Below are 26,338 nucleotides of genomic sequence, written 5' to 3'. Positions count from 1 at the left end.
TTGGCCGGTCAGGCGGTTTCGTGCAGCACCGTGCGCAGCTTGTCCGCAATCTCGCCGATCTGCGCCTCGCTCACGATCAGCGGGGGGGACAGTGCGATGATGTCGCCCGTCACGCGGATCAGCAGCCCGGCGTCGAACGCGCGGTGGAACGCCTCCATCGCCCGCGCCCCGATCGCGCCGTCGCGCGGCGCCAGCTCGATCCCGGCCACCAGCCCCACGTTGCGGATATCGATCACGTTCGGGCAATCGCGCAGGCCATGCATCGCCTCTTCCCACACCGGCGCCAGCGCGGTGGTGCGGGCGAACAGGCCCTCCTGCCGATAGAGCGCCAGCGCCGCGAGGCCGGCTGCGGATGCCAGCGGATGCCCGGAATAGGTATAGCCGTGGAAGAACTCGATCCCCGCGGGCGATCCGTTGACGATGGTGTCGTGCACCTCACGGCTGGCCACCACCGCGCCCATCGGCACCGTGGCGTTGGTCAGGCCCTTGGCAAGTGTCACGATATCGGGCGTCACGCCAAACACTTCGGCCGCCGTCGCCGCATCGCCCACGCGGCCAAAGCCGGTGATCACTTCGTCAAAGATCAGCAGGATGCCATGCTTGCGGGTAATGTCGCGCAGCGCCTGCAGGTATCCTTGCGGCGGCACCAGCACGCCGGTCGATCCCGCCACCGGCTCCACGATCACCGCCGCGATCGTTTCCGGCCCGTGCAGCGCCACCAGTTCCTCCAGCTCTTCGGCCAGCCCGCCGTTTCCGGGCTGCAGCCCGCGCTGGAACCGCACCGCATCGCCATGGGTATGCGCCAGGTGGTCCACGCCCCACACCTGCGAGACATAGCGCCGCCGGTTGCCGCCAATCCCGCCCACCGACATCCCGCCAAAGTTGGTGCCGTGATAGCCACGCTGCCGCCCGATCAGCCGGAAGCGCGTGGAATCGCCCTTGGCGTGGTGATAGGCGAGCGCCATCTTCAGCGCCGTGTCCGCGCTTTCCGATCCGGAATTGGTGAAGAACACCCGGTCCAGCCCGGCCGGCATCATCGCCGCCAGCTCGCTCGCCAGCCGGAACGGCAGCGGGTGGCCCAGCTGGAACGTGGGGCCGAAATCAAGCACGCCCGCCGCCTCGCGGATCGCCTCGGTGATCGCCTCACGCCCGTGCCCGGCATTCACGCACCACAGGCCCGATGTCGCGTCCAGCACCTGCCGGCCATCGGCGGTGGTGAAGTGCATGTCCTTTGCTGAAACGAACAGGCGCGGGTTCGCCTTGAAGAAGCGATTGTTGGTGAACGGCATCCAGAAGTGCGAAAGGTCCAGCCCTTCCGCGCTTGCCCAGTCGATCGCGGCTGCGCTCGCCATGCCGTCGCTCCTCAGGCCGCGCGCACGCGGGTGATCACGTCCTGGAACGTGCGATAGGCATCCTCGCCCAGGTATTGCGCATACTTGCACTTGGCCATCGCCTCGGGCGGCGGGAAGATCGCGGGATTGTTGCGATACTCCTCGGGCATCTGCGCCAGCGCCGCCGCATTCGGCGTGGGGTACGATATGGTGCGCGCAAGGTCGGCCCCCGCCTCGGCGCTCAGCACGTGATTGATGAAGGCATGGGCCGCATCGGGGTTGGGCGCGCCGGCCGGGATGCAGATCTGGTCCGACTGGATCACGCTGCCTTCCTTCGGCACCACGAAGGCCAGGTCGCTGTCCTCCTTCATCACCTGCGCGATGTCGCCGTTGTATTCGATCACCAGGTCGGCATCGCCTGACAGCAACAGGTCCTGCCCGTTGTCGTCATGGAACGTCGCCACGTTGGGTTTCTGCCGGATCAGCAGGTCCTGCACCTGCGCCAGCGCGGCAGGGTCGAAGGTGTTGATGTCCTTGCCCAGATACATCTCGGTCAACCGGCAAAGGTCCGCCGCATCGGAAAGCAGCGCGATGCGGCCCTTGTACTGCGGTGAATCGAGCACGGTTCTCCAGCTGTCGGGAACGCCCTGAACCTTGCTCTTGCGGTAACCGATGCCCAGCACCAGCCAGGTATAGGGCATCGCGAACTTGCGCCCGGGATCAAACGGCGGATCGGCAAACTGCGGCGCGATGTTCTTGATGTTCGGGATTTTTGCGTGGTCCAGCGGCATCAGCATGTTGGCCTTGGCCATGCGCTGGACAAAGTCGTTGCTCGGCACCACCACATCATAGCCGGGGTTCCCCCCGCGCAGCTTGGCAAACAGTTCGTCGTTGTTGGAATACAGGCTCAGGTTCACATGAACCCCGCTCTCCTTCTCGAAGCCTGAAAGCGTGTCCTTCCCGACATAGGTATCCCAGTTGTAGAAGTTCAGCTGGCTCTTCGCCGCCCGCTTGCACCCGCCCAGCCCGCCGAAGGTGATGCCAACGGCCGCCGCGCCAAGCCCGGCCAGAAATCCGCGTCGCGATTGGGGAAGCCGCATCGAAGCCCTCTTGTCTGTTCTGTGCCCGCTTGAAAGGCGTTGCTTCAGGTCAGGTTATGTGATCACAGTACGCCCGTAAAGACCTGCCAGCAGGAAAGCCGGGACCATGCACAACAAGGGTGACGGGACGGGTTCGAAGAAGGGCATCTTGGGTCCGCAGGTGACCCGAAGAGACTTCGTGCAGGGCGCTGCTGTCGCCGGTTCGGTGGCCTCTCTGTCCATCTCAACCCCCTCTCAGTCGGCCTCAACCCCTTCTCAACCCGCCTCAACCTACGCCAATTCTGAACCTTTTGGCTATTATCCGCCCTATCGTTTGGGAATGCGCGGATCGCATCCCGGCTCGTTCGAAGTGGCCCACGCCCTGCGCGATGGTGAGGCGATCGGCCAGGCGCTGGCCGGCCCGGCGGCCGAGGACTATGACCTCGTGGTGGTCGGCGGCGGCATCAGCGGCCTTTCGGCAGCGCTATTCTATCGCGAACGCAACCCGCAGGCACGGGTGCTGATCGTGGAGAACCACGACGATGTTGGTGGACATGCCAAGCGCAATGAGTTTCGCGTTCGTGGACAGACACTTATCATGAACGGCGGCACGCTGGGCATCGACAGTCCCGAGCCCTACAGCCCCGTGGCCGACGGCCTGCTGCGCAAGATCGGCATCGATGTTCCGGCGCTTTCCGAAAAGTATGGCGAACATGCGGGTGCAGGGCTGAAGGCATACAAGCTGGCCCCCGCCGCGTTTTTTGACCGCGAACACTTTGGCCGCGATGCCCTGGTGCGCCTGCCGCATGAAGAAGAACTACCTGTAAAGCTTGGCAAATCCCCCTTCTCGGCAGAGGCGCTGGCGCAGATCGTGGCCCTGGAATCGGGCAAGACCGACCCACTCGGCACCATGCCGATGGAGATGCGCAAGGATTACCTCAGCCGGATCAGCTACCGCGATTTCCTCAAGAAACACGGGGGTTTGGGCGACGAAGCTCTGCAATGGTACCAGAACCGCCCGCTCGGTTGGTGGTGCGTGGGCGCAGACGGCATTTCCGCGCTCGACGCCTGGGGCGCCCGCCTCGCCGGGTTTGCCGGGACCAGGCTGGAAAAGGGCGGCACCATGCGCATGGGCTATACCCCGCGCGGCTTCGCCCAGACCGGCGGCTCTTATGAACTGCATTTCCCCGACGGCAACGGCACGGTCGCTCGCCTGCTGGTGGCAAAGCTGGTGCCGGGGTTCATGAAGCCCGGAGTTTCCGTTGAGGAATCAATCCTTTCGCCCTGCCATTACGACGCGCTGGACAAGGCCGGTCAGCCGGTGCGCATCCGCTTGAACAGCACCGTTCTGCACGTGGAGAACCGCAGTTCAGCCGGTGTCGACATTGTCTATGCAAGCGGCGGAAAGTTAAGCAAAGTTGCCGCGCGCCACGTGGTCATGGCGTGCTGGAACATGGTGATCCCCTATCTGATCCCCGCGCTTCCTGCCGCGCAGAAGGCGGGCCTGCACGAACTGGTGAAGGAGCCGCTGTGCTATATCAGCGTCGCGCTCGACAACTGGCGCGCCTTTGCCAAGGCGGGGATCAGCGGCGCGACCTGCCCCACCCACTGGTACCACGGCTTCAACCTTGACCGGATCGTGGAGATCGGCGGTTACACCGGGCCGAAGACCCCAGACGAGCCCATCGTGATGCGCCTCTCGCGCATCCCGCACGCTCCCGGCCTGCCCGAGCACGAACAGAGCAAGGCCGGCCGCGCCGAACTGCTCGCCACCGATTTTTCGAAGTTCGAGAACGAGTTGGTCGACCTGATGACCCGCGCGCTTGCCCCCCATGGCTTCGATGCGCAGCGCGATATCGCCGGCATTGCGGTGAACCGCTGGCCCCACGGCTACGCTCCCGAATACAACTCGCTGTGGGACGCCAGGCGCGACGACGAGCCCGATGCGCCGCACCTCGTCGGTCGGGCGAAATTCGGCTCGATCACCATCGCCAATGCCGATTCCGACCGCGCATCCTATACCAGCAGCGCCATCGACCAGGCCTGGCGCGCGGTGAACGAACTCTTCGCCTGAGGGGGATGCGCCGGCATCCTTCGACAGGCCCAGGATGAGCGGCGGTTGCGATCAATCGATCCAGAACTGCTCGTTCTGAGCCTGTCGAACCACCACAGCACTCCGCCAGAACCCATTCTAAGCGTTCAGTTTTTCCCAATCGCGCATCAGATCGTGGCAATCGCCGATGTCACCCGCAATCGCATCGCGCAGGCCTTCGGCATCGCCTTGCGCGATCGCCTTGGTCGCCGCCTTGTGCTGGTCGATCATGCTGGCAGTGCCATAGCGGCCATAGACCACGCGCATGAACGGGCCGAACTGCATCCACAGGCTTTCGATCATGCGATTGGCCAGCGGCATCGGCGCCGCGCCATAGATCAGCGAGTGAAAGCGGAAGTTCGATTCCATGTAGGCGTTCACGTCGCCATCACGCAGCGCATCGTCAGTCGCCTCGTCCGCCGCGCGGATCTGGCGCAGGCGTTCGCCGTCAATGTGCGGCAGCGCTTCCTGCGCGGCGAGCGGTTCCAGCAGGGTGCGCAGGCGCATGATTTCCATGAAGCGGGCCTGCGTCATCTTCGGCACCATGACCGCGCGCTTTGACCGGATGTCCACCGCGCCTTCGGCCGCGATCCGGCTGAGCGCATCGCGCACCGGCATCTGGCTGACACCCAACTGCTGCGCCAGCCCGCGCGTGGAAATGCCCACGCCAGGCATGATCTTGCCCGTGATCAGGCGGTAGCGCAGGTCGTTGTACACCTGTTCGCGCAGCGAAGCCGTGCCCTCGCCCTCTTCCTCTGCAATCGCGGCTTCGCTGTGCACCATGCTCGCCTTGCGCAACCTCCGTCCTGCGGCAAATCCTGCGGTGATCTTACAAGAACCCCCCCGGCAATCAACGTTTCCGCAAAAAGGATGCAGCTTTTCGGCGCGTTTTCATTGACGCAGACCCTGCCAAGAGCCTATCTGTGATCTTAGATCAACTGCCCGGGACTGACGATGGCCACCCCCCCTACGATTGGCGTCCGCAACTATGACATCCCCGCCCTGCGCGAGCTGGACGTGGCGCATCACCTGCCGGCGCAATCGAGCTACAAGCTGCAGCAGGACCTGGGCGGCAGCCGCATCATCACCCATGCGCAGGGCTCCACGATCTATGACGGCGAAGGCCATGCGATCCTGGACGGCATGGCCGGGCTGTGGTGCGTGAACGTGGGCTATGGCCGCCCCGAACTGGCCGAAGTGGCGGCGCGGCAGATGGAGGAGCTGCCGTTCTACAACACGTTCTTCCGCACCGCCACGGTGCCGCCGATCGAACTGGCGACCAAGCTGGCCGGCCTGCTGGGCGGCAAGCTGCAACACGTGTTCTTCAACAATTCTGGCAGCGAATCCAACGATACGGTGTTCCGCCTGGTCCGCACGTACTGGGGCCTGAAGGGCGAGCCAAACCGCACGGTGTTCATCAGCCGGCACAATGCCTACCACGGATCGACCGTGGCATCGGCCAGCCTTGGCGGCATGACCTTCATGCATGCGCAGGGCGGGCTGCCGATCCCCGGCATCGAACACGTGATGCAGCCCTACCCCTTTGGCGAAGGCTTTGGAGAAGATCCGGAAGCCTTTGCCACGCGCGCGGCGCAGGCGATCGAAGACCGCATCCTGGCAGTGGGGCCGGAAAACGTGGCGGCCTTCATCGGTGAACCCGTGCAGGGCGCGGGCGGCGTGATCATCCCTCCGCCCGGTTACTGGCAGAAGGTGGAAGCGATCTGCCGCAAGTATGGCATCCTGCTGGTTTCAGACGAAGTGATCTGCGGTTTTGGCCGGCTGGGCGAATGGTTCGGCTTCCAGCACTATGGCATTTCGCCAGACATCGTCTCGATGGCCAAGGGCCTGTCTTCCGGCTACCTGCCGATTTCGGCCACCGGCGTTTCAAGCGAGATCGTGGAGGTGCTGCGCGCCTCGGGCGAGGAGTTCGTCCACGGCTATACCTACTCAGGCCACCCGGTTTCAGCGGCGGTGGCGCTGCGCAACCTGCAGATCATCGAGGACGAGCACCTTGTCGACCGCGTGCGCGAGGATGTGGGGCCATACCTGAACGCGGCGCTGCAGCGGCTGGCCGATCAGCCGCTGGTGGGCGAAGTCCGCTCGATCGGCCTGCTTGGCGCGGTTGAGATCGTGGCCGAAAAGGGCACCAACAAGCGCCACGGAACAGGCGGACAGGCCGGCCCGATCGTGCGCGATCACTGCATCGCCGGCGGCCTGATGGTGCGCGCGATCCGCGACTCCATCGTGATGAGCCCGCCGCTGGTGATCACGCACGAGGAGATCGACCGGCTGGTGGGGATCATCGGCGCGGCGCTGGATGCCAGCATGGAGCAGCTGGCGGCGTTGTGACGGTTGGCCGAGATTAAGAGAAGGGTTTCTCGCAGAGACGCAGAGAAGAAGGGAGAGCGCAGAGCGCTTACGGCGAAGCCGCCCTTCTGCGCGTTCCGCCGCGCAATCTGTAGTGAAATTATTGGCGGCCTTCGGCCAGACGCTGGCTCTCTGCGCTCTCTTTTCTCTCTGCGTCTCTGCGAGAAACCGAACCTTTAAAGCCTCTCCCGCGCGCGGGAGACAAGAACGGTCAGGCCAGCGCTTCGAAGCCTTTCTGCAAGGGCAGGCTGCGCACGCGCTTGCCGGTGAGAGCGTGGAGAGCGTTGGCCAGCGCAGGGCCGATCACGGCACAGGGCGGTTCGCCCATGCCGCCGGGCTTTTCGTGGCTGTCGATGATCATGGTTTCGATCACCGGGCATTCGGCCATGCGCATCACGCGGTAATCGTGGAAGTTTGATTGTTCCACGGCGCCACCGGCAATGGTGATCTCTCCCCACAGCGCCGCGCTGCCGCCGAAGATCACGCCGCTGTCAATCTGCGCGCGGATGCCCGAGGGGTTGACCACCTGCCCGCAATCGACCGCCACGGTCACCCGGTTGATGCGGATCTGCCTGTCCGCGCCCACGGAAACATCGGCCACGGCGGCCATGTAGGTATCCCAGTTGTGGATCACCGCCACGCCCAGCCCGGAATTGGGGGTGCGCTTGTCATCCCAGCCGGATTGCTTGCGCACCGCTTCCAGCACGGCGCGGGCGCGCGGATCGCTGGTCAGCTGCAGGCGATAGCCGATGGGGTCGATATTGGCGGCGTTGGCCAGTTCATCGACCATGCATTCCACCGCAAAGGCGGTGCGCAGCGGGCCAACGCCACGCCACCAGCCGGTGGGCACGCTGCTTTCCACCTGCTGGAAGGTGACGGTGCGCGGGAAGCCATCGTAGAGCGGGGCATTGAGGCCATCGACCACGTCTTCGTCCACGCCCTTGAACGCCGGGCCCATCAGGCGCGCCATGATCGAGGAGCCGGCGATCTTGTGCGTCCAGGAAACCGGCCTGCCCGCCGCATCAACACCCACGGTGAAGCGATCGGCATAGGCCGGGCGGAAGAAATCGTGGGTCATGTCCTGCTCACGCGCCCAGGTGAGCTTGACCGGCCAGGGCACCCGCCTTGCAAGGCCCACCGCGCGCACGACCATGTCGGGCTCAAGCCGCCGGCCGAAGCCGCCGCCCATCAGGCGGTTGTGGAACGTGACCTTTTCCAGCGGGAAGCCGAGCGCCTTGGCCGCAGCCTCGCGCGCGTCGGACGGGATCTGCGATCCGGTCCAGATCTCGCATGCGCCGTCCTTCACCTGCGCCACGCAGTTGGAAGGCTCCATGGTGGCGTGGGCGAGGAAGGACTGGTGGTATTCCGCCGTGATGGTGCGGGTGGCGGCGGGCAGCGCAACCTTGGGATCGGCGTTGATCGCCACGGTGCCGGGCTGGTTGAGCCCGGCAGCCACCGTGCCGACGATGGCGGCCTGCTGGGCGCCCTTGGCAGCGGGGGGAGCATCCCACTTGGGATCGGCGGCGATAAGCGCCTGCCGCGCGGCCCAAGTGTTGCCCGCCACGATCATCAGCGCGTCATCATCACGGATCACCGCGTCCACGCCGGGCACGGCCTTGGCCGCAGCTTCGTCGAGACCCGCCAGCTTGCCGCCAAAGATCGGACATTCGGCAATGGCCGCGAACTTCATGCCCGGCACGATCACATCGATGCCATATTCGGCAGTGCCACGGGCCTTGGCCGCGCCATCCAGCCGGCGCTGCGCCTTGCCCAGCACCTTGAACTCCGTCGGGGAGAGCAGCGGCGCATCCTTGGGCAGCGGCGCAGCGGCGGCGACGGGGACCAGCGCGGCAAACGTCAGCACCTTGCCGCTGGGCTTGTGCAGAACGGCGCCATCGTGCGCCACGCAATCGGCCACGGGCGCCTTCCACTGCGTGGCGGCGGCCTGCAACAGCGCGGCGCGGGCCTTGGCCGCGGCTTCGCGCAGCGGCTGCCACACTTCACGGATCGAGGTGGAGCCGCCGGTGCCTTGGCTCAGCGGGGCAAAGCGGGCAGCGTCACCTTCGGCAATGGTCACCTGCACCGCTTCGGGCGCGACGGCCAGTTCCTCGGCAGCGATCATGGTGATGGCGGTCAGGATCCCCTGCCCCATCTCGGTCTTGGGCAAGGCCAGCGCGATCTTGCCATCCGGGGTCACGGCCAGCCAGGTGTTGGCGGCCAGCCCGCCCTTGCCAGGAGAGCCGGTGGCGGCGCAGGCGGTGAGCGGCACCAGCAGCGCGCCGCCGAGCAGCGCCGAACCGGCCAGCATTTCACGCCGGGAAGCGTTGAGCGTCAGGTCCATCACGCCTTCCCTCCCGCATTGATCGCGGCGGCGCGCTTGATGGCGGCGCGGATGCGCGGATAGGTGCCGCAGCGGCAGATGTTGCCGCTCATCCCCGCATCGATCGCGGCATCGTCGGGCCTGGGGTTCGCTTTCAGCAGCGCGGCGGCGGCGACGATCTGGCCCGGCTGGCAATAGCCGCACTGGACCACGTCGGTTTCATCCCACGCGGTGGTCAGCGCCTTGCCCAGCGGCTGTTCGGCCAGCCCTTCGATGGTGGTGACCGATTTGCCCGCGGCATCGCCCGCCGGGGTCTGGCAGGAAAAGGCGCGCTCGCCATCCACCAGCACGCTGCACGCGCCGCACAGGCCCGCCGCGCAGCCGAACTTCGTCCCGGTCATCTGCGCCACATCGCGCAGCAGCCACAGCAGCGGCATCTCCGCCGGCACATCGAACGCGCGCGGCTTGCCATTGATGGTGATCGTGATCGCCACCCCGTTTACTCCCGATGATCCTGTGTCAAAGCACGTTGAGATAGGTATCGTACTCGAAACGATCGATGTGCGACAGGAAAGCTTCGCGATCCTGGCGCTTGCACGCAACAAGGATGTTTCGGAAGCGTTCGCCGAAGATGCGTTCCGCCGTTTCCGAGCCGGCGAAGGCGTCGATCGCGGCGCCCCATTCCACCGGCAGGGCGCGGCCCTGCCCCGGATTCATCGGGTCCTGTGGCGGGGGCGGCAGGATGGCGGCTTCGATCCCTTCGATCATGCCGCCGAGCATCGCCGTCATCGCCACATAGGCGTTCACGTCTGCGCCCGAGATGCGGTGTTCGATCCGTGTCGCCTTGGGATCGGCCACGATCACGCGCACGGCGGCGCTGCGATCGTCAATGCCCCAGCTGGCCGAAAGCGGGGCATGGGCATCGGGGCGGAAGCGGCGGAACGAATTGTGGTTGGGCGCGAAGGCCAGCATCGTTTCCGGCATGGCCGACAGGAGGCCCTCAACCGCATGATAGAGCATGTCGCTCGCCCCCCCGCCAGGCCCCGTGCCAGTTTGGGCGAAGGGGAGCGTGCCATCGGCGCCGACCACGCTGGCGTGAATGTGCATGCCGCTGCCCGAACAATCGCCATAGGGCTTGGCCATGAAGGTGGCGCCAAGGCCGTGCTGCGCGGCAAGGGCGCGGACAATGCGCCGCATCAACATGACATCGTCCGCCGCAGCCAGCGCATCCGCGCGATGCAGCAGGTTCAGCTCGAACTGGCCCGGCCCCGCCTCGCTGATCATCCCATCGGCGGGGATGCCGATTTCGCGGGCGGCGGCGAAGATCGCATCGAACAGATCAGCATGGGCGGCAAGCGCCTTGGTCGACAGGGTATCGTTGCGGCGGGCCATGCCATCGGGCGGCACGGGCAGGCCGTCTTCCAGGCGATAGAGGTAGAATTCCAGCTCCATCGCCACCACCGGGGTCAACCCCCGGGCCGCATAGCGCGCCAGCACGCGTTCCAGCGCGCCGCGGGGGTCGGACACCACGGGCTGGCCATCGGCGGTGCGCATGGCGAGGAAGCACTGCCCTGTGCCCGCGCCCACCCAGGGCATGGCTGCAAAGCGGCCCGCAACCGGATAGCACAGGCCATCGGGATCACCGGTGCCAAAGGCGAGGCCCGCGCCGGGCACGTCGCAGCCCCAGGCATCCTGCGCAAAGACCGAGACCGGCACCGGCAAGCCCTTGGAATCCAAGCCATAGGCCTTGTCCCGTTCAAGCCACTTGCCCTTGCCCGCGCCCATCAGGTCAAAGACAAAGGCCTCCACCCGCGTGATTTCGGGGTGGGCATCGAGCCATGCGGAAAGACTGGACTGGTCGCTGTTTGCCATGTGTGATCACATATGGCGACGGTGTGAGGCTGTCCAGCCCGTGCGGCGCCCTCTTTAGCACAACCCGTATCGAGGGCGTTGACGAGTTCGGACGCCGACGATAGGTGTGATCGCAGAATCCGGCCAGCAAGGATCGGGCTCATCGCAGCAGGCTGGAATTCCCCATGGCTGCGTGCCAAGCAAGGCGCGCGTCTCGTTTTCGTTGAGGGCAATCGATGGAACCTGCATCCCGATGGTTGGGCCGATGAACGGTGACTGGCGGCGGGAAAGGCTGGCCTTCCTTTCGGTGATCACCGCGCCGGCGGCGTGGATCGTGCTGTTCTTCGTGATCCCGCTTGGCGTGATCTGGGCCTACAGCTTTGGCCGCACGCTGAACCTGACCGAAGTGGCGGTGACCGGCACGCTCGACAACTATGCCCGCGTGCTCGACCCGGTCTACCTGATGATCTTCGCCAAATCGCTGGTCTTTGCCGGCGTGACCACGGCGATCTGCCTGCTGGTGGGCTTTCCCTATGCCCTGGTGATGACCTTTGCCACCCCGCGCGGCAAGATCTGGCTGCTGCTGGGGATCATGCTGCCGTTCTGGACCAACCTGCTGGTGCGCACCTATGCGCTGATGGCGGTGATGCGCACCGAAGGGTGGATCAACGATGCGGTGGGGCTGGTGGGCCTTGGCCCGTTCGAGATGCTGCACACCAACTTTGCGGTGATCGTGGGGCTGGTCTATGTCCACCTGCCCTTCATCGTTCTGCCGCTCTATTCCACGCTGGACCGGCTGGACCGTTCGTTGCTGGAGGCGAGCCTGGACCTGGGCGCGGGGCATATTCGCACGATCCTGCAGGTGGTGGTGCCGATTGCGCGGCCGGGCATCCTTTCGGCGGTGATGCTGTGCTTCATCCCCGCGCTGGGATCATATCTGACGCCGGACCTGCTGGGCGGGCCGGACAGCCAGATGATCGCCAGCGTGATCGAACGCCAGTTCAAGCGCGCCAACGACTGGCCGTTTGGCGCGGCGCTTTCGTTCATGCTGATGTACCTGACGCTGGCCGCAATGGCGGTGCGCGCGCTGCAGGACCGGCGCAAGGGGGCCATCGCATGAGCCGCAAGCCCGCCAAGGGACCGCTGGAATACGCGCGCAGCTGGCCGCTGCGGCTGTGGGTGGGCGCGGTGCTGCTGTTCCTCTACCTGCCGCTCGCCAGCCTGATCCTGTTCAGCTTCAACGACAGCCGCCGCACCATCCGCTGGGAAGGGTTCACCTTCGACTGGTACGGTAGGATGATGGACGACGCCGCGCTGATCGACGCGTTCACCAATTCGCTGACCATCGCCGCCATATCAACGCTGTTCAGCGTGGTGCTGGGCGCGATGACGGCGATCGCGCTGTGGCGCTTCCGCTTTCCGGCCAAGAGCCTGTTCGACGGCGCGGTGACGCTGCCGATCGTGGTGCCGGAAATCTGCATGGGCGTGGCCATGCTGGTGTTCTTCGGGCAGGTGATGCCCTGGCCGCGCGACCTCGTCTGGCCGCTGGACCTGGGCGCGATCATCATCGCCCACATCACCTTCAGCTTCCCCTTCGTGGCGGTGGTGGTGCGCGCGCGGCTGACGAGCTTCAACCGCGAGATGGAGGAGGCTGCGCGCGATCTGGGCGCGAGCGAGCTGCGCGCGCTGGTTGACGTGCTGCTGCCGCACATCCGCCCGGCTCTCGTCGCCGGGGCGCTGCTGGCCTTCACGCTCAGCCTCGACGACTTCGTCATCACCTTCTTCACCGCCGGGCCCAATACGGTGACCTTCCCGGTGAAGATCTATTCCATGGTCCGCTTCTCGGTAACGCCGGAAGTAAACGCCGCGTCCACCGTGCTGATGGCCATCACCGTGATCCTCACCGTGATCGGCATGAAGCTGCAGGGGCGCGAAATTGCCCAGCAGGGTCACTGAACAATGAAGTCCAAGCTATGACTGGTAAAAGCCTGATCCGCTTCGAGAATGTGAGCAAGCGCTTCGGCAGCTTCATCGCGGTGGACGACGTCTCGCTCGACATAGGCGAAGGCGAGTTCTTCACCCTGCTGGGCCCGAGCGGCTGCGGCAAGACGACGCTGCTGCGCATGCTGGCGGGGCTGGAGACGCCCACCGAGGGGCGCATCCTGATCGACGGGGTGGACGTGACCGACGTGCCGCCCAACCGCCGCCCGGTGAACATGGTGTTCCAGTCCTACGCAGTGTTTCCCCACCTGAGCGTGGCGGACAACGTGGCCTATGGCCTGAAGATCGACAAGGTGGCCAAGGCCGAGCGCGACGAGCGCGTGGCCGAAGCGCTGCGGCTGGTGAAGCTGGAAGACTTCGCCGCGCGCAAACCCGACCAGCTGTCTGGCGGGCAGCGGCAGCGCGTGGCGCTGGCCCGCGCGCTGGTGAAGCGCCCGCGCGTGCTGCTGCTGGACGAGCCGCTCTCCGCGCTGGATGCCAAGCTGCGCGAGGCAATGCGCGGCGAACTGGCAGCGATCCAGGACGCGGTGGGCGTGACCTTCGTGATGGTGACGCACGATCAGGACGAGGCGCTTGCCATGGCCAGCCGCTGCGCGCTGATGAACCGGGGCCAGCTGCAGCAGGTGGCGGCACCGGGCGATCTTTACGAATACCCCGCCAACCGCTTCGTGGCCGACTTCATCGGCACGATCAATATGGTGGAAGGCACGCTGGGGCTGGACGAACCCGACCAGGCCGCCGTGACCAGCGAGGCGCTGGACTGCCCGGTGTGGGTCAACCACGGCGTCACCGGCGCACCGGGCACCCCGGTGTGGGTGGGCATCCGGCCCGAAAAGATCGCCATGACCCCGATCGACCAGCCCCGCCCCGCCGGCCCGGAAGAAATGCCCGCTGCCAACGTGACCCAAGGCGTGATCGTGCGCAGCGCCTACCTCGGCGCGAGCACGCTCTACGAAGTGGAAATCGCCACCGGCATCGTGCTGAAAGTAGCGCAAGCCAACGGGGATCGCGACGCCGGGCAAGGCCTGCCGGCGGGATCGAGCGTGTGGCTGTCATGGGCGCCGAAGGCTCCGGTGGTGTTGCTGGGGTAATTGCCAGCCTCTTCTTGCTCCACCGGGGGAGGACCAAGCCCCAATTGACCGCCCCAGCCCACACTGATACGTGTGATCGCAATGTTTTCGTCTCGATCCATCGAGAAGGCAGGACCGGGCGGCGAGGATGTGGGCCGCCATGCCCCGAGCTTCTATGCTGCAACCGCCCCTGCTGGTCCGGCGGCGCCACTTCTTGACGAAAATGTGATCGCAGATTGCTGCGTGGTCGGCGGCGGGTTTGCCGGGCTGGGCGCGGCGCTGGCGCTGGCGCTTGCAGGGCGCAGCGTGCGGCTGGTGGAGGCGGGGCCGCTGGGTTGGGGCGCATCCGGGCGCAACGGTGGGCAGGTGCATATCGGCTGGAACCAGGACCAGCCCTGGCTTGAGCGCAAGCTGGGCCGCGTGACGGCACATGCGCTGTGGGACGTGGCACTGCAGGCGCGCGCAAACCTGGATACGCTGATTGCGCTCGATCCCGAGGCTTGCGATTTCCGCCCCGGCCATGTCCACGCCGATCACAAGCCCCGCTTCGTGGCGCACAGCCATGCCTGGGTGCGGCACATGCGGCAGGAATACGCCTATCCCCACCTGCGCGCGGTGGACCGGGATGAGATGCGCGCGCTGGTGGACAGCCCCGGCTTCTTCGGCGGCAGCGTCGATGATCTGGGCGGGCACCTGCATCCGTTGAAGCTGGCGCTGGGAATGGCGGGCGAAGCGGTGCGGCTGGGCGCGAAAGTCCATGCCCACAGCCCCTGCACCACAATCACGCGCGATGGTGACGGCTGGCGCGTATCCACCCCGCAAGGCAGCGTGCGCGCCGGGCAGGTGGTGGTGGCCGCAGGCGGCTATGCCACCGGGCTGCTGCCGCAGGTGGATGCGCACGTGCTGCCGATCAACAACTTCATCGCCACCACCGCCCCCCTGCCCGGTGATCTGGCGGACCGGCTGATCGCCGGGGGGCGCTCGGTCAGCGATTCCCGCTTCGTTGTGCGATACTTCCGCGTGACGGCGGACAACCGCCTGCTGTTCGGCGGCGGGGAAAGCTATGGCTGGCGCTTTCCCGCCGATATCGCGGCGTTCGTGCGCCCGCACCTGCTGGACACCTTTCCGCAACTGCGGGACGTTGCGATCGATCATGCCTGGGGCGGCACGCTGGCGATCACGCCGGACCGGCTGCCGCACATGGCGCAGGTGCAGCCGGGGCTTTGGTCGCTGAACGGGTTTTCGGGCGTGGGCGTGGTGCTGGCGCCCTATCTGGGCATGGCGCTGGGCGATGCGCTGGCGGGACGGGAAAGTGCCGCCTTTGCCGCGCTGCGCGCGCTACCGGCCCCGCGCTTTCCGGGCGGGCCGGCGCTGCGCTGGCCCACCATGGTCGCGGCGCTGAGCTTCTTTGCATTGCGCGACAAGATCTGAAGGGGAAATCCGATGGCCGAGAATTTTGCCGAGTGGATAAGAGCGAAAGGCATCGACGAGGTGGAATGCCTTGTGCCCGACATCAACGGCGTGGTGCGCGGCAAGGTGTGGCCGGCGGGCAAGTTCGTGGCGAGTTCCGACATGAGCAGCCTGCGCCTGCCCTCAAGCGTGTTTTCGGTGACGATCACCGGTGATTACGCCGATACCGACCACATGGATGCGCTCTATCGCGATCCCGACGTGACGCTGAAGCCAGATCTGCGTTCGATCTGCGTGGCCCCCGGTTTCCGCACGCCCACCGCCTTCGTGGTGGCCGATGCGATGCACCGTGACGGCACCCCGTTCGAGATCGCGCCCCGCTATGTCCTGCAACGCGTGCTCGACGAGTTTACGGCAATGGGCTGGAAGATGGTCGTCGCGCCCGAGCTGGAATTCTACCTGACCGAGGTGAATTCCGACCCCGACCTTCCGATCGTGCCGCCGCGGGGCCGATCGGGCCGCGCCGAAAGCAGCCCGCAGCCCTATGGCCTGGAATCGGTGACCGAGTTCGAGGACATCATCGAGGAGATCTACGACAACTCCGAGATCGCGGACCTGCAGCTGGACACCATGATCCACGAAGGCGGCACCGCGCAGCTGGAGATCAACTTCAACCATGGCGAACCCATCGCGCTGTGCGACCAGGTGACGATCTTCAAGCGCATTGTGCGGCAGGTGGCGCTGAAGCACGGGGTCTATGCCACGTTCATGGCCAAGCCGATGGAAAGCCAGCCGGGCAGCGCCATGCACCTGCACATTTCGGCACAGGATGCGGACGGCAACAACCTGTTCGCAGGGGAGGACGGCTTTTCGCCCGAGTTCCGCCACTTCGTGGGCGGGCTGCAGCGCTATCTGCCCGAAGTGGCCCCGCTGTTCGCACCCAATGTCAATTCGTTCCGCCGCATGCGCCCGGCCCATTCCGCGCCGATCAACGTGCAGTGGGGGCTGGACAACCGCAGTTGCGGCCTGCGCGTGCCGGTGAGCGAGCCGGCCGCCACGCGGATCGAGAACCGCCTGCCCGGTGCAGACGCCAACCCCTATATCGCGATTGCCGCCACGCTGGCCTGCGGGTTGATCGGCCTGCGCGAAAAGATCGAGCCTCTGCCGCTGATCAATGGCAACGCCTATCTCGAAGATCGCACCCTACCCCGCAACCTCGACGCGGCGCTGCGCCTGATGGTGGCGTGCGAGCCGGTGAAGGCGATCCTCGGCGAAAGCTTCATCACCGCCTTCGCCCGCATCAAGCAGGCAGAGCTGGAAGCCTATGACGAGGTCATCTCAAGCTGGGAGCGCGATCACCTTTTGCTGAAGGCCTAATTGCTCTGGGACTGAAGCGCATGGATTGAGTTTGCGCGCCCGCCCGGTATGGCAGGGGGGTGGTGGCAAACGGGAGTTTTGGAATGGCGCTGTCCCGCCGGATGTTCCTTGCGCAGGCGGGCCTTGCCGGGATCGGGCTCAGCTTTGGCGGCTGCGCGAAAAGCAGCGTGCGCAAGCTGAATCTCTATACCTGGGACACCTATATCGGCACGCACACGCTCGGCGATTTCGAGAAGGCGTCGGGCGCGCAGGTGCAGATGAGCCTGTTCGCCAACAACGACGAGCTTTTCGCCAAGCTGCGCGGCGGCAACCAGGGCTATGACGTGATCGTGCCCAGCAACGACTTTGTGGAGCGGATGCACGAGGCGGGGCTGCTGGCCGAGCTGGACCACGCGAAGATCCCCAACCTGAAGAACATCGCCCCGCAGTTCGCCAACCCGCCGTTCGATCCGGGCCGCAAGGTGACGGTGCCCTATACCTGGATCGTCACCGGCATCGGATACCGCAAGAGCAAGGTGGAAAGCGTTCCCGACAGCTGGAAATGGGTGTTGGATTCCGACCGCTACAAGGGCCGTATCGCCTTGCTGGCCGAAGCGAGCGAGCTGTTCGAGATCGGCGCGAAGTACCTTGGCCTGCCCGCCAATACCGATGATCCCGCCACGATGGCGCGGGTGGAGGCGATGCTGGCCAGGCAGAAACCCAACATCGCCACCTTCCACGACGACAACGGGCAGGACCTGCTGCTGGCGGGCGATGTCGACCTGGTGATCGAATACAATGGCGACATCGCGCAGGTGATGCGCGAGGATCCGGACATCGGCTTCGTGGTGCCGAAGGAAGGCGGCATCCTTGCCAGCGACAGCCTGTGCATCCCCAAGGGCGCGCCCAACCCCGATCTTGCATACCGGTTCATCGACTTCGTGCTGGGGGCGCAGGCAGGCGGGCATATCGCCGAAACCATCCGCTATCCCACGCCCAACGCGGCGGCGCTGGCGCTGATGCCCGCCGAATACCGGGACAATCCGGCGATCTTCCCGCCGCAGGCCGCGCTCGACAGGTGTGAATATTCGCGCTGGCGGGGGCAGGAAGTGGCCGCACGCTATGAACAGGCGATGACACGCATCCGCGCTGGCTGAGCGCTTTGCATAGATCACAGACGATTTGGCGAACGTTGCAGCATGGCAACAGGACGAGCAGCACCCACCCTTCGTTTCATAAGGAAATTGACATTGGTGTAGGTGGACGCATGATCCCTTTGCACGCCATCTGTGATCCTTGACGAGCGTCATAGAACCCGCCGTCGGGGACCCATCGCAGCGGTGCGCCAAAGGGGAAGAGGGACTTCAGACCGTCGGGGGGTTTTGGATGAACCGGACACATCGCGTTTCGCGCATCATGCTGCTGGCCAGCGCAGCCTGCCTTGCTCCACTGGCGCCGGCCTTTGCGCAGGACGCCAGCGCCCCGATGCCGCCCGATGCCGCACCGCAGGAGGCTGCGCAAGGCGAAGGCGGAGCAACCGGCCTTGGCGAGATCGTCGTCACCGCCACCCGCCGCGCCGAATCGAGCCAGCGCGTGGCGATCAGCCTCCAGGCGCTGAGCCCTGACAAGCTGGAGCAGCGACAGGTCTCGAACTTCTCCGACTATGCCACCATGCTGCCCTCGGTCAGCTATGCCTCATTGGGACCGGGCCGCACCGACCTGTTCTTCCGCGGCATCGCCGTGGATGGCGGGCAGTTGTCGACCGCGGGCACCTATCTCGACGACATTCCGCTCACCACCGCGGGCCGCATGCCCGAAATCCATGTCTACGACGTCTCGCGCGTCGAAGCGCTTTCAGGCCCGCAGGGCACGCTGTTCGGCTCCTCGTCGCTTTCGGGCACGCTGCGCATCATCACCAACAAGCCCGATCCTTCCGCTTTCGCGGCGGGCTACGATGTCGAGCTCAACAAGTTCGGCAAGGGCGGCGTGGGCCACCAGGAAGAGGGCTTCGTCAACCTGCCCGTGGCCGACGGCGTGGCGCTGCGCGTGGTCGGCTTCTACAGCCGCACTGGCGGCTATATCGACAACCTGCCTGCAAGCCATACTTACGGCCTCGGCGACTATCTGATGGATGCCGATGGCAACTATCTCGATAGGTCAGGGCGATCGATTCTTCCCGATGGCAACGGAAACTACACGGTCAACGGCCAAGTTCTGACCGACGCGAGCGGAACGCCGCTAACGCAGCTTCCCGCGTCGATCCTTCAGGAAGACAAGAGCACAAATTACACGACCAGAAATGCCAAGGTGGCGAAGGACAACTACAACCCCGTCACCGAATACGGCGGGCGTGTTGCGCTGTCGGTCGAAGCCGCACCGGACTGGACCATCCTCCCGCAGTTCGTCTACCAGTACCTCGATGCCAAGGGCGGCTTCAATTACGACCCGCGTGTGGGCGACCTCGCCGTCCACGATTTCCATGAAACCTACAACAAGGACGGCTGGTGGCAGGCCGCGCTGACCGTCACCGGCAAGATCGCGGACTTCGACGTGGTTTCCTCCACCGGCTATTTCCGCCGCCGGGTGAAGAACGCCAACGACTATACCTACTATACCATCCACTACGACGACATGGGCCAGCAATACGGCGGGTATGAAAGCTACCTGCAATTCCGCGACCCGGCCGGCAACCTGATCGATCCGACGCAGCAGTATTACGGCAACAACACCTATTCCAAGTTCACCCAGGAAGTGCGCGTCTCGGTGCCCAAGTCGTGGCCCTTCAGCCTCACCTTCGGCGGCTTTTATCAGTGGCAGAAGAACGAGTTCAACGAGGATTACTACATCCCCGGCCTCAGCCAGGCCACCAACATCGACGGCGGCACCTCCTACCTGCGGCGTGACGCGTTTTACCTCACCGAGGTGGACCGGCTGTACAAGGACTACGCCCTGTTCGCCGAAGGCAGCTATGAGATCGTGCCGCGCGTGAAACTGACCGGCGGCATCCGCCTGTTCCGCGCCGAGAACGAAAGCCGCGGCTGGGAAGGCGTGGCTGCCCTGGCGCGGGACAATGGCTGTGCGGTGCCTCTCACCGGCCCGCGCCTTTCGTGCGACAACGTGACCGTACCGAACCCCTACAAGGAAAGCGGCGAGACGCACAAACTGGGCGTCGCCTTCCAGGTGACGCCCGACAAGATGGTCTACTTCACCTACTCCACCGGCTTCCGCCCCGGCGGCAGCAACACCATCGCGCCCGACAATCCCTATAAGGCGGACGAACTCAGCAACTTCGAAGCCGGGTTCAAGACCAGCTGGGGCCCCAATTTCCGCTTCAACCTGTCCGCCTATTACGAGAAGTGGAAGGGCATACAGTATTACGTCGTCCCCGCAGGATATCAGGGCAATGGCCTGACCCTCAACGCAGGCGATGGCCGCGTCTATGGCGTGGAGGCCGATTTCGACCTGCGCTTCGGCGGGCTGACCCTGTCAGGCTCTGGCGCCTACAACGATGCCGCGCTGGCCAGCGATTTCTGCGCACTATCCGCGCCCGACAGCACGACGCAGTTCGCATCCTGCGCCGGCGAGCCAGACAAGATCGCCGCCGCAAAGGGCACCCGCCTGCCCCGCCAGCCGAAGTTCAAGGCGCAGGCCTCGGCACGCTACACATTCGATGTCGGCGCGCTCAAATCCTTCGTGCAGGGCGTGGTGCTCCATCAGTCGTCCAGCACATCGAACCTCGATGCCTTCAAGAACAGCCTGCTGGGCAACACCCCAGGCTTCACCAGCTTCGATTTCTCGGCCGGGTTCAGCAAGGACAACTGGAACTTAGAAGCCTTCATCCAGAACGCCTTCGACAGGCGTGGCATCCTTTCGCGCAACACCTTCTGCGCCATCGAATACTGCTCCGGCTCCAGCCGCAGCCTGCCGATCACCCCGCGCTTTTTCGGGGTGCGCTTCGGGCAGACGTTCTGAAACACAGCGCTTGGTCAGGCGGCGCAAAAACCCGGTTGACCAAGCCCCCCACCCCTTCTATGTGCGCCCCCTGCCCGGCGCTCTGGTCCCAGATCGCCCGCGCGTGGCGGAGTAGCTCAGCAGGTTAGAGCAGCGGAATCATAATCCGCGTGTCGGGGGTTCGAGTCCCTCCTCCGCTACCATTCAAGCCATTTATCGCTTTGTTTTCAAAGGAAAATATGGCGTTTCCGGAAAATCGAAACCACATTCGGTCCCACATTTTATCTGGGTTAGGGTGGGCTGCTATGCCCCTCTTTGGGATCGTTTTGCGCCCCCTTTTCGACGTCATCGCTTACCTTCGCTATCTGCTCCCCGCACGAATCTTGACGGTGCATCTCACTGGCTGCTGCGATGTTGCAGCGGTCTTCCGGCAAGCGTCAATGGTATCGCGATTGTCGCGCTGGATGTCGGCTGCTTGCACCAGTGCATTCCATGCCTCGGGGCTGCCGCTCTGCATCAGCCGCGCGCCTGCATCCCAGCGTGAGGGTGCGCCCACCAGCCGCCTGGCCATGCGCTCTGGCCAGTGCCAGCTTTCGGGCAAAGCACGGGCAATGGTGCCGGGAAGGAAAGACCATAGCAGGATACCAGCCAGCACAGCCCCGCCTGCCACTTGGTAGAGCTGCTGCCGCTGCTCGGCGGCGGTGCGCGCCTGGGCCGTGACGCTGCGCATTTCCTGGGCGGCGTGGTTCAAGTCGCTCCGGGCCAGACTGATCCTTTCCTGATCGCTGCGCCGCGCGGCTTCCGCTGCGGCGGCTATCCGATTGCCAATGCTGTCAGGGGTCATCTGCATCGCGGGATGACCAGCCATTCCCTTCAGGCTCTCGCTAATCGCGCCCATCCGCTTGACCATGTCGGTCAAGGTCGCTCCATAATCGGGAATGACAATGTCCGCCCGTTCGGCGGCAAGGTGCTGAACCGCACGGCGCATCAAGGCCAGCTCGCCTTCAAGGCGGGCGAAAGCCTCGGCGGCGGGATCGCCAGCCGTATCCGGGGCGCGCGGGTCGGGCTCCGGCTCAAGGTCCAAGGTTAGTTCTACGTCATCCGTATCGGTATCCATTACGCTTCTCCTAAAGGCCCATGCCGATTGACCGGCTCCGCTCCATCGTGATGGAAGCGGCCAGGTCGCGGGCCAGATCGCGACCGAGTTCTGTCTTGATGCCAAGCTCGCGGGTGCGACCGCGCAGCAGGGATTCAACCTGCGCGTCGCGCTCCAGCCCCTTAGCCATGTCCGTCATTCGATTGGTGAGCCTTTGCGCGCCCTGAATGTCGCCATCGCGCTGCATGGCATGTCGGGCCTGCCCAAGCCGCTGCCAGTCGCTGACAAAGCGGTCGGCGCGCTGCGCGGGATCGACGCGGATTTCGGCTTCAAGCAGCATGGCGCGGATTGCGCCCTGGCCGCGACCATCGGCAGCCTCACGGACCAGCGAGGGCTGGCGCTGCAAGGCGCTGGCGAGGTCGGCCGTGCCATGCGGGCGGATCGCATCGAGCGCCTTTCCGGCCTTCTCCAGCGCGTCGCGTTGGTGTGGCAGGACCGGCAATCCCTGTTCGCGCATTTGCCCAATGTCGGCGGCGGCGCGGGCGTAGCGTTCGACCGCCCGGCGCTGATCGGAGAGGCCAGCCTGATCGGTGGGCAGCGCTTCGAGCCGGTTAGCCTGCGGGCGGAATCCCGCGAAGATCGACTTCGCCCGCTCCGGCAACTGCCGTGCGATCTCCACGATACGCTCGCGGAAGGTAATGCCGCGCCGTTCGGCGAACTGCTGCTCGGGCTTGTAGTCGCTGGCCATGTCTTTGCCGCGCTCTCGGCTCAGCGTGCGGACAAGCTTTGACTGATCGGCGAAGTCGTCGCGGCCAAAATGCAGGGCCACGCCATCGCGATGGCGCGACATCGCAACGTAGGCCCCGTGGCTGTCCATGCCGGGTGTGGCCAGCACATGCGTGCGGTCCACGGTCATGCCCTGCGCTTTGTGGATCGTGGCGGCATAGCCGTGATCGATGTGCGCATAATCCTTGGTATCGAAGGCAACGCTGCGGCCATCGTCGGTGCGCACGGCCATACGCTGGGGCGTCACCTGCTCAATGGTGCCCAGAGTGCCATTTTTGACCCCAAGCCCGCGTTCGTTGCGCAGGAACATAATCCGGTCGTCGCTGGCGAAATGACGCTCGCCACGCTCGGCGCGGATGGTTACGTCGTTGCCAAGTTCGCCGCTCGCACGCAGCTTTCCGCGCGCCGCGTCATTGAGTTCGCGCACCTCGTCATTGGTGTGGGTGAGGATGATCCGCGTATCGCCGGGGCTGGCCTGCCGGTCGCGATCCCAACGCTCGATCAGCTCGCCGCGTGCGGCCTCTCGCGTCTCGGCAACGTGGACCATACCCCGTTCGCCATAGGCCTGAATGGCAAGACCCGTGCGTCCGGTCGCGAGATGCCGCGTTGCATCCTGTTGCCAAACTTCATGCTGGCGGCGTACCTCGCTGATTTCGACGCCGCCGTGGCGTTCATGGATCTCACGGAAGGCCGCTCCGGCTTCGATAGCCTGGAGCTGCTGTTGGTCGCCGACCAAGACAACCTTCGCGCCTGCATCGGCGGCATGGGAGAGGACGCGCTCCATCTGGCGCGTGCCGACCATGCCCGCTTCGTCGATCACCAGAACGTCACGGGACGTGAGCAATTCGCGGCCCTGGCCCCACTGATGTTCAAGGCTGGCGATGGTGCGCGAGGCAATGCCCGAACCGTGCTCCAGCCCCTCGGCGGCAATGCCGGACAGCGCCGCGCCGCGAACGGTGTAGCCCGCGCTCTCCCAGGCCTCGCGCGCGACGCCCAGCATCGCGCTCTTGCCGGTCCCGGCATAGCCGACAACGACGCTGATGCCGCGCCCATCGGTCACATGCTCGAACGCCGCGCGCTGCTCGCCGGAAAGCACCAGCTCGCGCTCCGCCGCGCGCGCCAGCGCGCCTTCCCGGCCACGATCTTCGACATGATGCCGCTCGCGCTCGGCCATCAATTCCGATGCGCGACCAAGCCGCTGTTCGGTCTCGATCATCTGGCGCGATGTGAAGCGCTCTTCGCCGCGTCCGTCCTTGCCCAGCGCGATCAGGTCGGACGAACCGCGCACCGCGCTCATCGCCAGATCGAACTGTTCTTTCCCGTCACTGTGCCGATGCACGAACATGGCAAGGTCGCGGGTTGTGAACGTCGCCTGTTGGTGCGTGATCGCATCGAGCGCGACGGTAGGATTGGCGATGATCCGCTCGCCATTGCGCTGCGCGACGGCGCGATGTTCCTCAATCCGTTCACCCTCAAGCCCGCGCACCCCCATGCGCGATGCGGCGGGGCCGATCTTGTCCTGCGGCTCCAGCGCAATGCCCTGCGCTTCCAGGCTGCGGTGATCGATCCGTGCGTCGATATCGAGTTCGGCCAGGCGCTGATTGACGTGATCGGCCCAGCGCTCGCGCCACTGCTCAACCAGTTCGGCCTTGTTCCACTCGCGCACCTTCGGGCCGAACCCGTCCTTGCCGACCTCGCGCATGGTGAGCATGACATGCGCGTGGGGTTTGGGCTGACCGTCCGCGCCAATATCCCAATGCACATTGAGGTCGGCGATCATGCCCTTCTCGACGAACTCGGCCTCGGCGAATTCGCGCGCCAGCTCGATGCCCTGTTCCTTGGTCAGCTCGCGCGGAATGGCGAATTCGACCTCGCGGGATAGCTGCGCATCCTTGCGCTTCTCGGCGGCCTCGACCGCGTTCCAGAGCTTTTCCCGGTCGGCAAATTCCTCCGGCGCGCCTTCCGGCAACAGCACTTCGGAATGAACGACGCCGTCCTTGTTGGTGAAGTCATGGTCGCGGTCGAGGCGCTCGTCGTGCAGCCGCTCGCCCCCGCGATAGGCCGCTGCGGCCACAGCGCTGCGCCCGCTCGACCGGCTGATGACTTTGACGGAGAGGTGGAAGATCGCCATGACGGCAATCCATCTACGCCATGAGCGCCACGTCGGCACGACGTATAAGCGCGCCCTCCCATGATAAAATCCTGCTCGGGACTATGCAGTATCAGGCCGTCTCGACGACTCTACAGCATTGGGAGAGCATCGATATTATCATCAGCGCATCACCTCTCAATGGAGAACTTCGATGCGCAAACCCCGTGACTTTGATTCGGAACTCAAGGCGCTCGCCGACAAGGCGAAGCAACTGAAGGAACGCCGGGTGCAGCAGCTTGGCGAACTGGTGATCGCCACCGGGGCCGATGCGACCGATGCGGAAACGCTGGCCGGTGCGCTGCTTGTTATTGCCGAAACCAGCGAAGCTCAACGGAAGGAGGCGTGGCGCAAGCGTGGCGCGGCCTTCTTTCAGAGCAAGGCGCGCAAGCGTGGCGGCGGACCTCAAGGCCAGCCGGATGGCACTCTCTCGCTTGACGGCGGCGCGGCATCGGCTTGAGGCACGAAAGGCGCGAACTGACATGCGCGAATGGCAGGTCAAGCGACGCGAACGCACCCGGCAACTGATCGAACTGGGCGGTCTGGTCGTGAAGGCCGGGCTGGTCGAACTCGCCGATGATGATCGCGCCACGCTCTACGGCGCGTTCCTCACCGTCGCGGCAAAGCTGCGCGGCGAGGAACGGGAGCAGGCGCTGGTGCTGTGGAGGCGCAAGGGCAAGCGGGCGTTTGAGATGGAAGAATGACAGTCGGAAAGGTCGGCTCGGCAAGCTAGAATTGCAGGCGGGCCGCGTGAAGTCGGCCCTGGCCAGACCAATCATTGCATTCGCCCTGAATACACGTGGTCTGAAGAGGGCTTCGCGGCCTTCAACCCGAAAGAGAGGCGCGCGCAACTGGCGAAGTCAGTAATTCTGAAAAAAGTCCACCCGTCCGGAATCCAGGTGATAGTAGGCACCGACCACCATCAGCCGTCCGGCCGCTTGCGGTTCAAGCAGGGCCGGGGAGGCTTCCTCTCGAAGTTCTTTCACGACCCGGCGGACATTGCACAGTGCGGCGGCGTTGCAGAGGTCTTCGGCCCAGGGATCAGCCTCCAGCACAGCCGGGAGCAGCGACTGCAGGACCTTACCGACATTGCCGCTATAGGCCGTCTCGCCCCGCGCTACTGAAACCGCGGCGCTGACCGCGCCGCAGGCTTCGTGGCCCATGACCACGATCAGCGGCACCTGCAATTGTGTGACGGCAAATTCCAGGCTGCCCAGCGCCGTGGCGCACAGCGTGTTGCCGGCATTGCGGACGATGAACAGTTCCCCCAGTCCGCGTTCGAACAACAGTTCGGGCGGGACCCGCGAATCCGAGCAGCTGAGATAGGCTGCGAACGGACGCTGCGCGGCAGCAAGGTGCAGCCGGTGCACCCGGTCCATCACCGGCGTGTAGGGCGCGTCCGACAGGAACCGGCGGTTGCCGTCCTTCAACAGGTCCAGCGCTTCGTGCGGAGTGATTGGCGGCAGGTCGGTCATCGCA

General features: G+C 65.2%; 20 protein-coding genes, 1 tRNA gene and 1 pseudogene. 13 read left to right on the top strand and 9 right to left on the bottom strand.

What is annotated here, in order from left to right; genetic code table 11:
• Positions 1-8: 8 nt before the first annotated feature.
• Together aptA and POM99_RS16105 are read right to left on the bottom strand one after the other, a co-directional pair.
• Positions 9-1,352, bottom strand: coding sequence for an omega-aminotransferase AptA (gene aptA / locus POM99_RS16110; RefSeq protein ID WP_277279509.1), 1,344 nt, complete (start codon positions 1,350-1,352; stop codon positions 9-11).
• An 11-nt stretch (positions 1,353-1,363) separates the two neighbouring features.
• Positions 1,364-2,431 carry an ABC transporter substrate-binding protein gene (locus tag POM99_RS16105; protein ID WP_277279508.1) on the bottom strand — a complete coding sequence of 356 codons (1,068 nt, stop codon included), beginning with the start codon at positions 2,429-2,431 and terminating at the stop codon, positions 1,364-1,366.
• Positions 2,432-2,537: 106 nt separating this feature from the next.
• Here POM99_RS16105 and POM99_RS22490 point away from each other — a divergent pair.
• Positions 2,538-2,660 (top strand): annotated as a pseudogene (locus tag POM99_RS22490) (twin-arginine translocation signal domain-containing protein); the annotation flags it as partial.
• A gap of 90 nt (positions 2,661-2,750) precedes the next feature.
• Positions 2,751-4,484, top strand: coding sequence for an FAD-dependent oxidoreductase (locus POM99_RS16100; RefSeq protein ID WP_277279507.1), 1,734 nt, complete (start codon positions 2,751-2,753; stop codon positions 4,482-4,484).
• 117 nt (positions 4,485-4,601) lie between these two features.
• Here the strand turns inward: POM99_RS16100 and POM99_RS16095 are convergent, their stop codons facing one another.
• The gene (locus tag POM99_RS16095) at positions 4,602-5,282 is read right to left on the bottom strand and encodes a GntR family transcriptional regulator (RefSeq protein WP_277279506.1); all 681 of its coding nucleotides are present in this window, start codon (positions 5,280-5,282) and stop codon (positions 4,602-4,604) included.
• 174 nt (positions 5,283-5,456) lie between these two features.
• On the opposite strand from POM99_RS16095, the gene POM99_RS16090 reads away from it, so the two are divergent.
• Complete coding sequence (locus POM99_RS16090; protein ID WP_277279505.1) at positions 5,457-6,851, top strand: aspartate aminotransferase family protein; 1,395 nt, start codon at positions 5,457-5,459, stop codon at positions 6,849-6,851.
• A gap of 229 nt (positions 6,852-7,080) precedes the next feature.
• Here POM99_RS16090 and POM99_RS16085 read toward each other — a convergent pair whose 3' ends face one another.
• From POM99_RS16085 to POM99_RS16075, 3 genes are read right to left on the bottom strand one after another with little or no spacing between them, the layout of a single operon-like run.
• Positions 7,081-9,210, bottom strand: coding sequence for a xanthine dehydrogenase family protein molybdopterin-binding subunit (locus tag POM99_RS16085; protein WP_277279504.1), 2,130 nt, complete (start codon positions 9,208-9,210; stop codon positions 7,081-7,083).
• Positions 9,210-9,683 (bottom strand): (2Fe-2S)-binding protein, encoded by a 474-nt coding sequence (locus POM99_RS16080; RefSeq protein ID WP_277279503.1) that lies wholly within the window; start codon positions 9,681-9,683, stop codon positions 9,210-9,212. The genes POM99_RS16085 and POM99_RS16080 overlap by 1 nt, the downstream gene beginning before the upstream one ends.
• Positions 9,684-9,708: 25 nt before the next feature.
• A complete protein-coding gene (locus POM99_RS16075; RefSeq protein ID WP_277279502.1) occupies positions 9,709-11,061 on the bottom strand; it encodes a glutamine synthetase family protein in 1,353 nt (450 codons plus the stop codon).
• Positions 11,062-11,293: 232 nt separating this feature from the next.
• On the opposite strand from POM99_RS16075, the gene POM99_RS16070 reads away from it, so the two are divergent.
• The 8 genes from POM99_RS16070 to POM99_RS16035 all read left to right on the top strand — a co-directional run bounded on the left by POM99_RS16070 (position 11,294) and on the right by POM99_RS16035 (position 21,031).
• The gene (locus POM99_RS16070; protein ID WP_277279501.1) at positions 11,294-12,160 is read left to right on the top strand and encodes an ABC transporter permease; all 867 of its coding nucleotides are present in this window, start codon (positions 11,294-11,296) and stop codon (positions 12,158-12,160) included.
• A complete protein-coding gene (locus tag POM99_RS16065) occupies positions 12,157-12,996 on the top strand; it encodes an ABC transporter permease (protein ID WP_277279500.1) in 840 nt (279 codons plus the stop codon). Before POM99_RS16070 ends, POM99_RS16065 begins: the two co-directional genes overlap by 4 nt.
• Before the next feature lie 17 nt (positions 12,997-13,013).
• Positions 13,014-14,132 carry an ABC transporter ATP-binding protein gene (locus POM99_RS16060; protein ID WP_277279499.1) on the top strand — a complete coding sequence of 373 codons (1,119 nt, stop codon included), beginning with the start codon at positions 13,014-13,016 and terminating at the stop codon, positions 14,130-14,132.
• An 81-nt stretch (positions 14,133-14,213) separates the two neighbouring features.
• Complete coding sequence (locus POM99_RS16055) at positions 14,214-15,542, top strand: NAD(P)/FAD-dependent oxidoreductase (RefSeq protein ID WP_277279498.1); 1,329 nt, start codon at positions 14,214-14,216, stop codon at positions 15,540-15,542.
• A 12-nt stretch (positions 15,543-15,554) separates the two neighbouring features.
• On the top strand, positions 15,555-16,898 hold the full coding sequence (locus POM99_RS16050) for a glutamine synthetase family protein (RefSeq protein ID WP_277279497.1): 1,344 nt from the start codon (positions 15,555-15,557) through the stop codon (positions 16,896-16,898).
• Positions 16,899-16,981: 83 nt separating this feature from the next.
• The gene (locus POM99_RS16045; protein ID WP_277279496.1) at positions 16,982-18,034 is read left to right on the top strand and encodes a polyamine ABC transporter substrate-binding protein; all 1,053 of its coding nucleotides are present in this window, start codon (positions 16,982-16,984) and stop codon (positions 18,032-18,034) included.
• Between the two features lie 229 nt (positions 18,035-18,263).
• Entirely contained in the window at positions 18,264-20,849 is a 2,586-nt protein-coding gene (locus POM99_RS16040; RefSeq protein ID WP_277279495.1) for a TonB-dependent receptor, read from the top strand.
• A gap of 105 nt (positions 20,850-20,954) precedes the next feature.
• A tRNA-Met gene (locus POM99_RS16035) sits at positions 20,955-21,031 on the top strand.
• 158 nt (positions 21,032-21,189) lie between these two features.
• Here the strand turns inward: POM99_RS16035 and POM99_RS16030 are convergent.
• Together POM99_RS16030 and traA are read right to left on the bottom strand one after the other, a co-directional pair.
• On the bottom strand, positions 21,190-21,945 hold the full coding sequence (locus POM99_RS16030) for a DUF6118 family protein (RefSeq protein ID WP_277279494.1): 756 nt from the start codon (positions 21,943-21,945) through the stop codon (positions 21,190-21,192).
• Positions 21,946-21,955: 10 nt separating this feature from the next.
• A complete protein-coding gene (gene traA, locus POM99_RS16025) occupies positions 21,956-24,841 on the bottom strand; it encodes a Ti-type conjugative transfer relaxase TraA (RefSeq protein WP_277279493.1) in 2,886 nt (961 codons plus the stop codon).
• Between the two features lie 172 nt (positions 24,842-25,013).
• Here traA and POM99_RS16020 point away from each other — a divergent pair, with 172 nt between their 5' ends.
• The gene (locus tag POM99_RS16020) at positions 25,014-25,319 is read left to right on the top strand and encodes a conjugal transfer protein TraD (protein ID WP_277279492.1); all 306 of its coding nucleotides are present in this window, start codon (positions 25,014-25,016) and stop codon (positions 25,317-25,319) included.
• A 22-nt stretch (positions 25,320-25,341) separates the two neighbouring features.
• A complete protein-coding gene (locus POM99_RS16015) occupies positions 25,342-25,563 on the top strand; it encodes a conjugal transfer protein TraD (RefSeq protein ID WP_277279491.1) in 222 nt (73 codons plus the stop codon).
• A gap of 156 nt (positions 25,564-25,719) precedes the next feature.
• Here the strand turns inward: POM99_RS16015 and POM99_RS16010 are convergent, their stop codons facing one another.
• Positions 25,720-26,334: a carbonic anhydrase gene (locus tag POM99_RS16010; protein WP_277279490.1), complete on the bottom strand. Its 615-nt coding sequence runs from the start codon at positions 26,332-26,334 to the stop codon at positions 25,720-25,722.
• Positions 26,335-26,338: the final 4 nt, after the last annotated feature.

Origin of the sequence: Novosphingobium cyanobacteriorum, assembly GCF_029436685.1 — a bacterium.
Classification (GTDB): domain Bacteria; phylum Pseudomonadota; class Alphaproteobacteria; order Sphingomonadales; family Sphingomonadaceae; genus Novosphingobium; species Novosphingobium cyanobacteriorum.
Note: the sequence above shows the minus strand (reverse complement) of the source record. Positions and strands in the feature narration are given on the sequence as shown.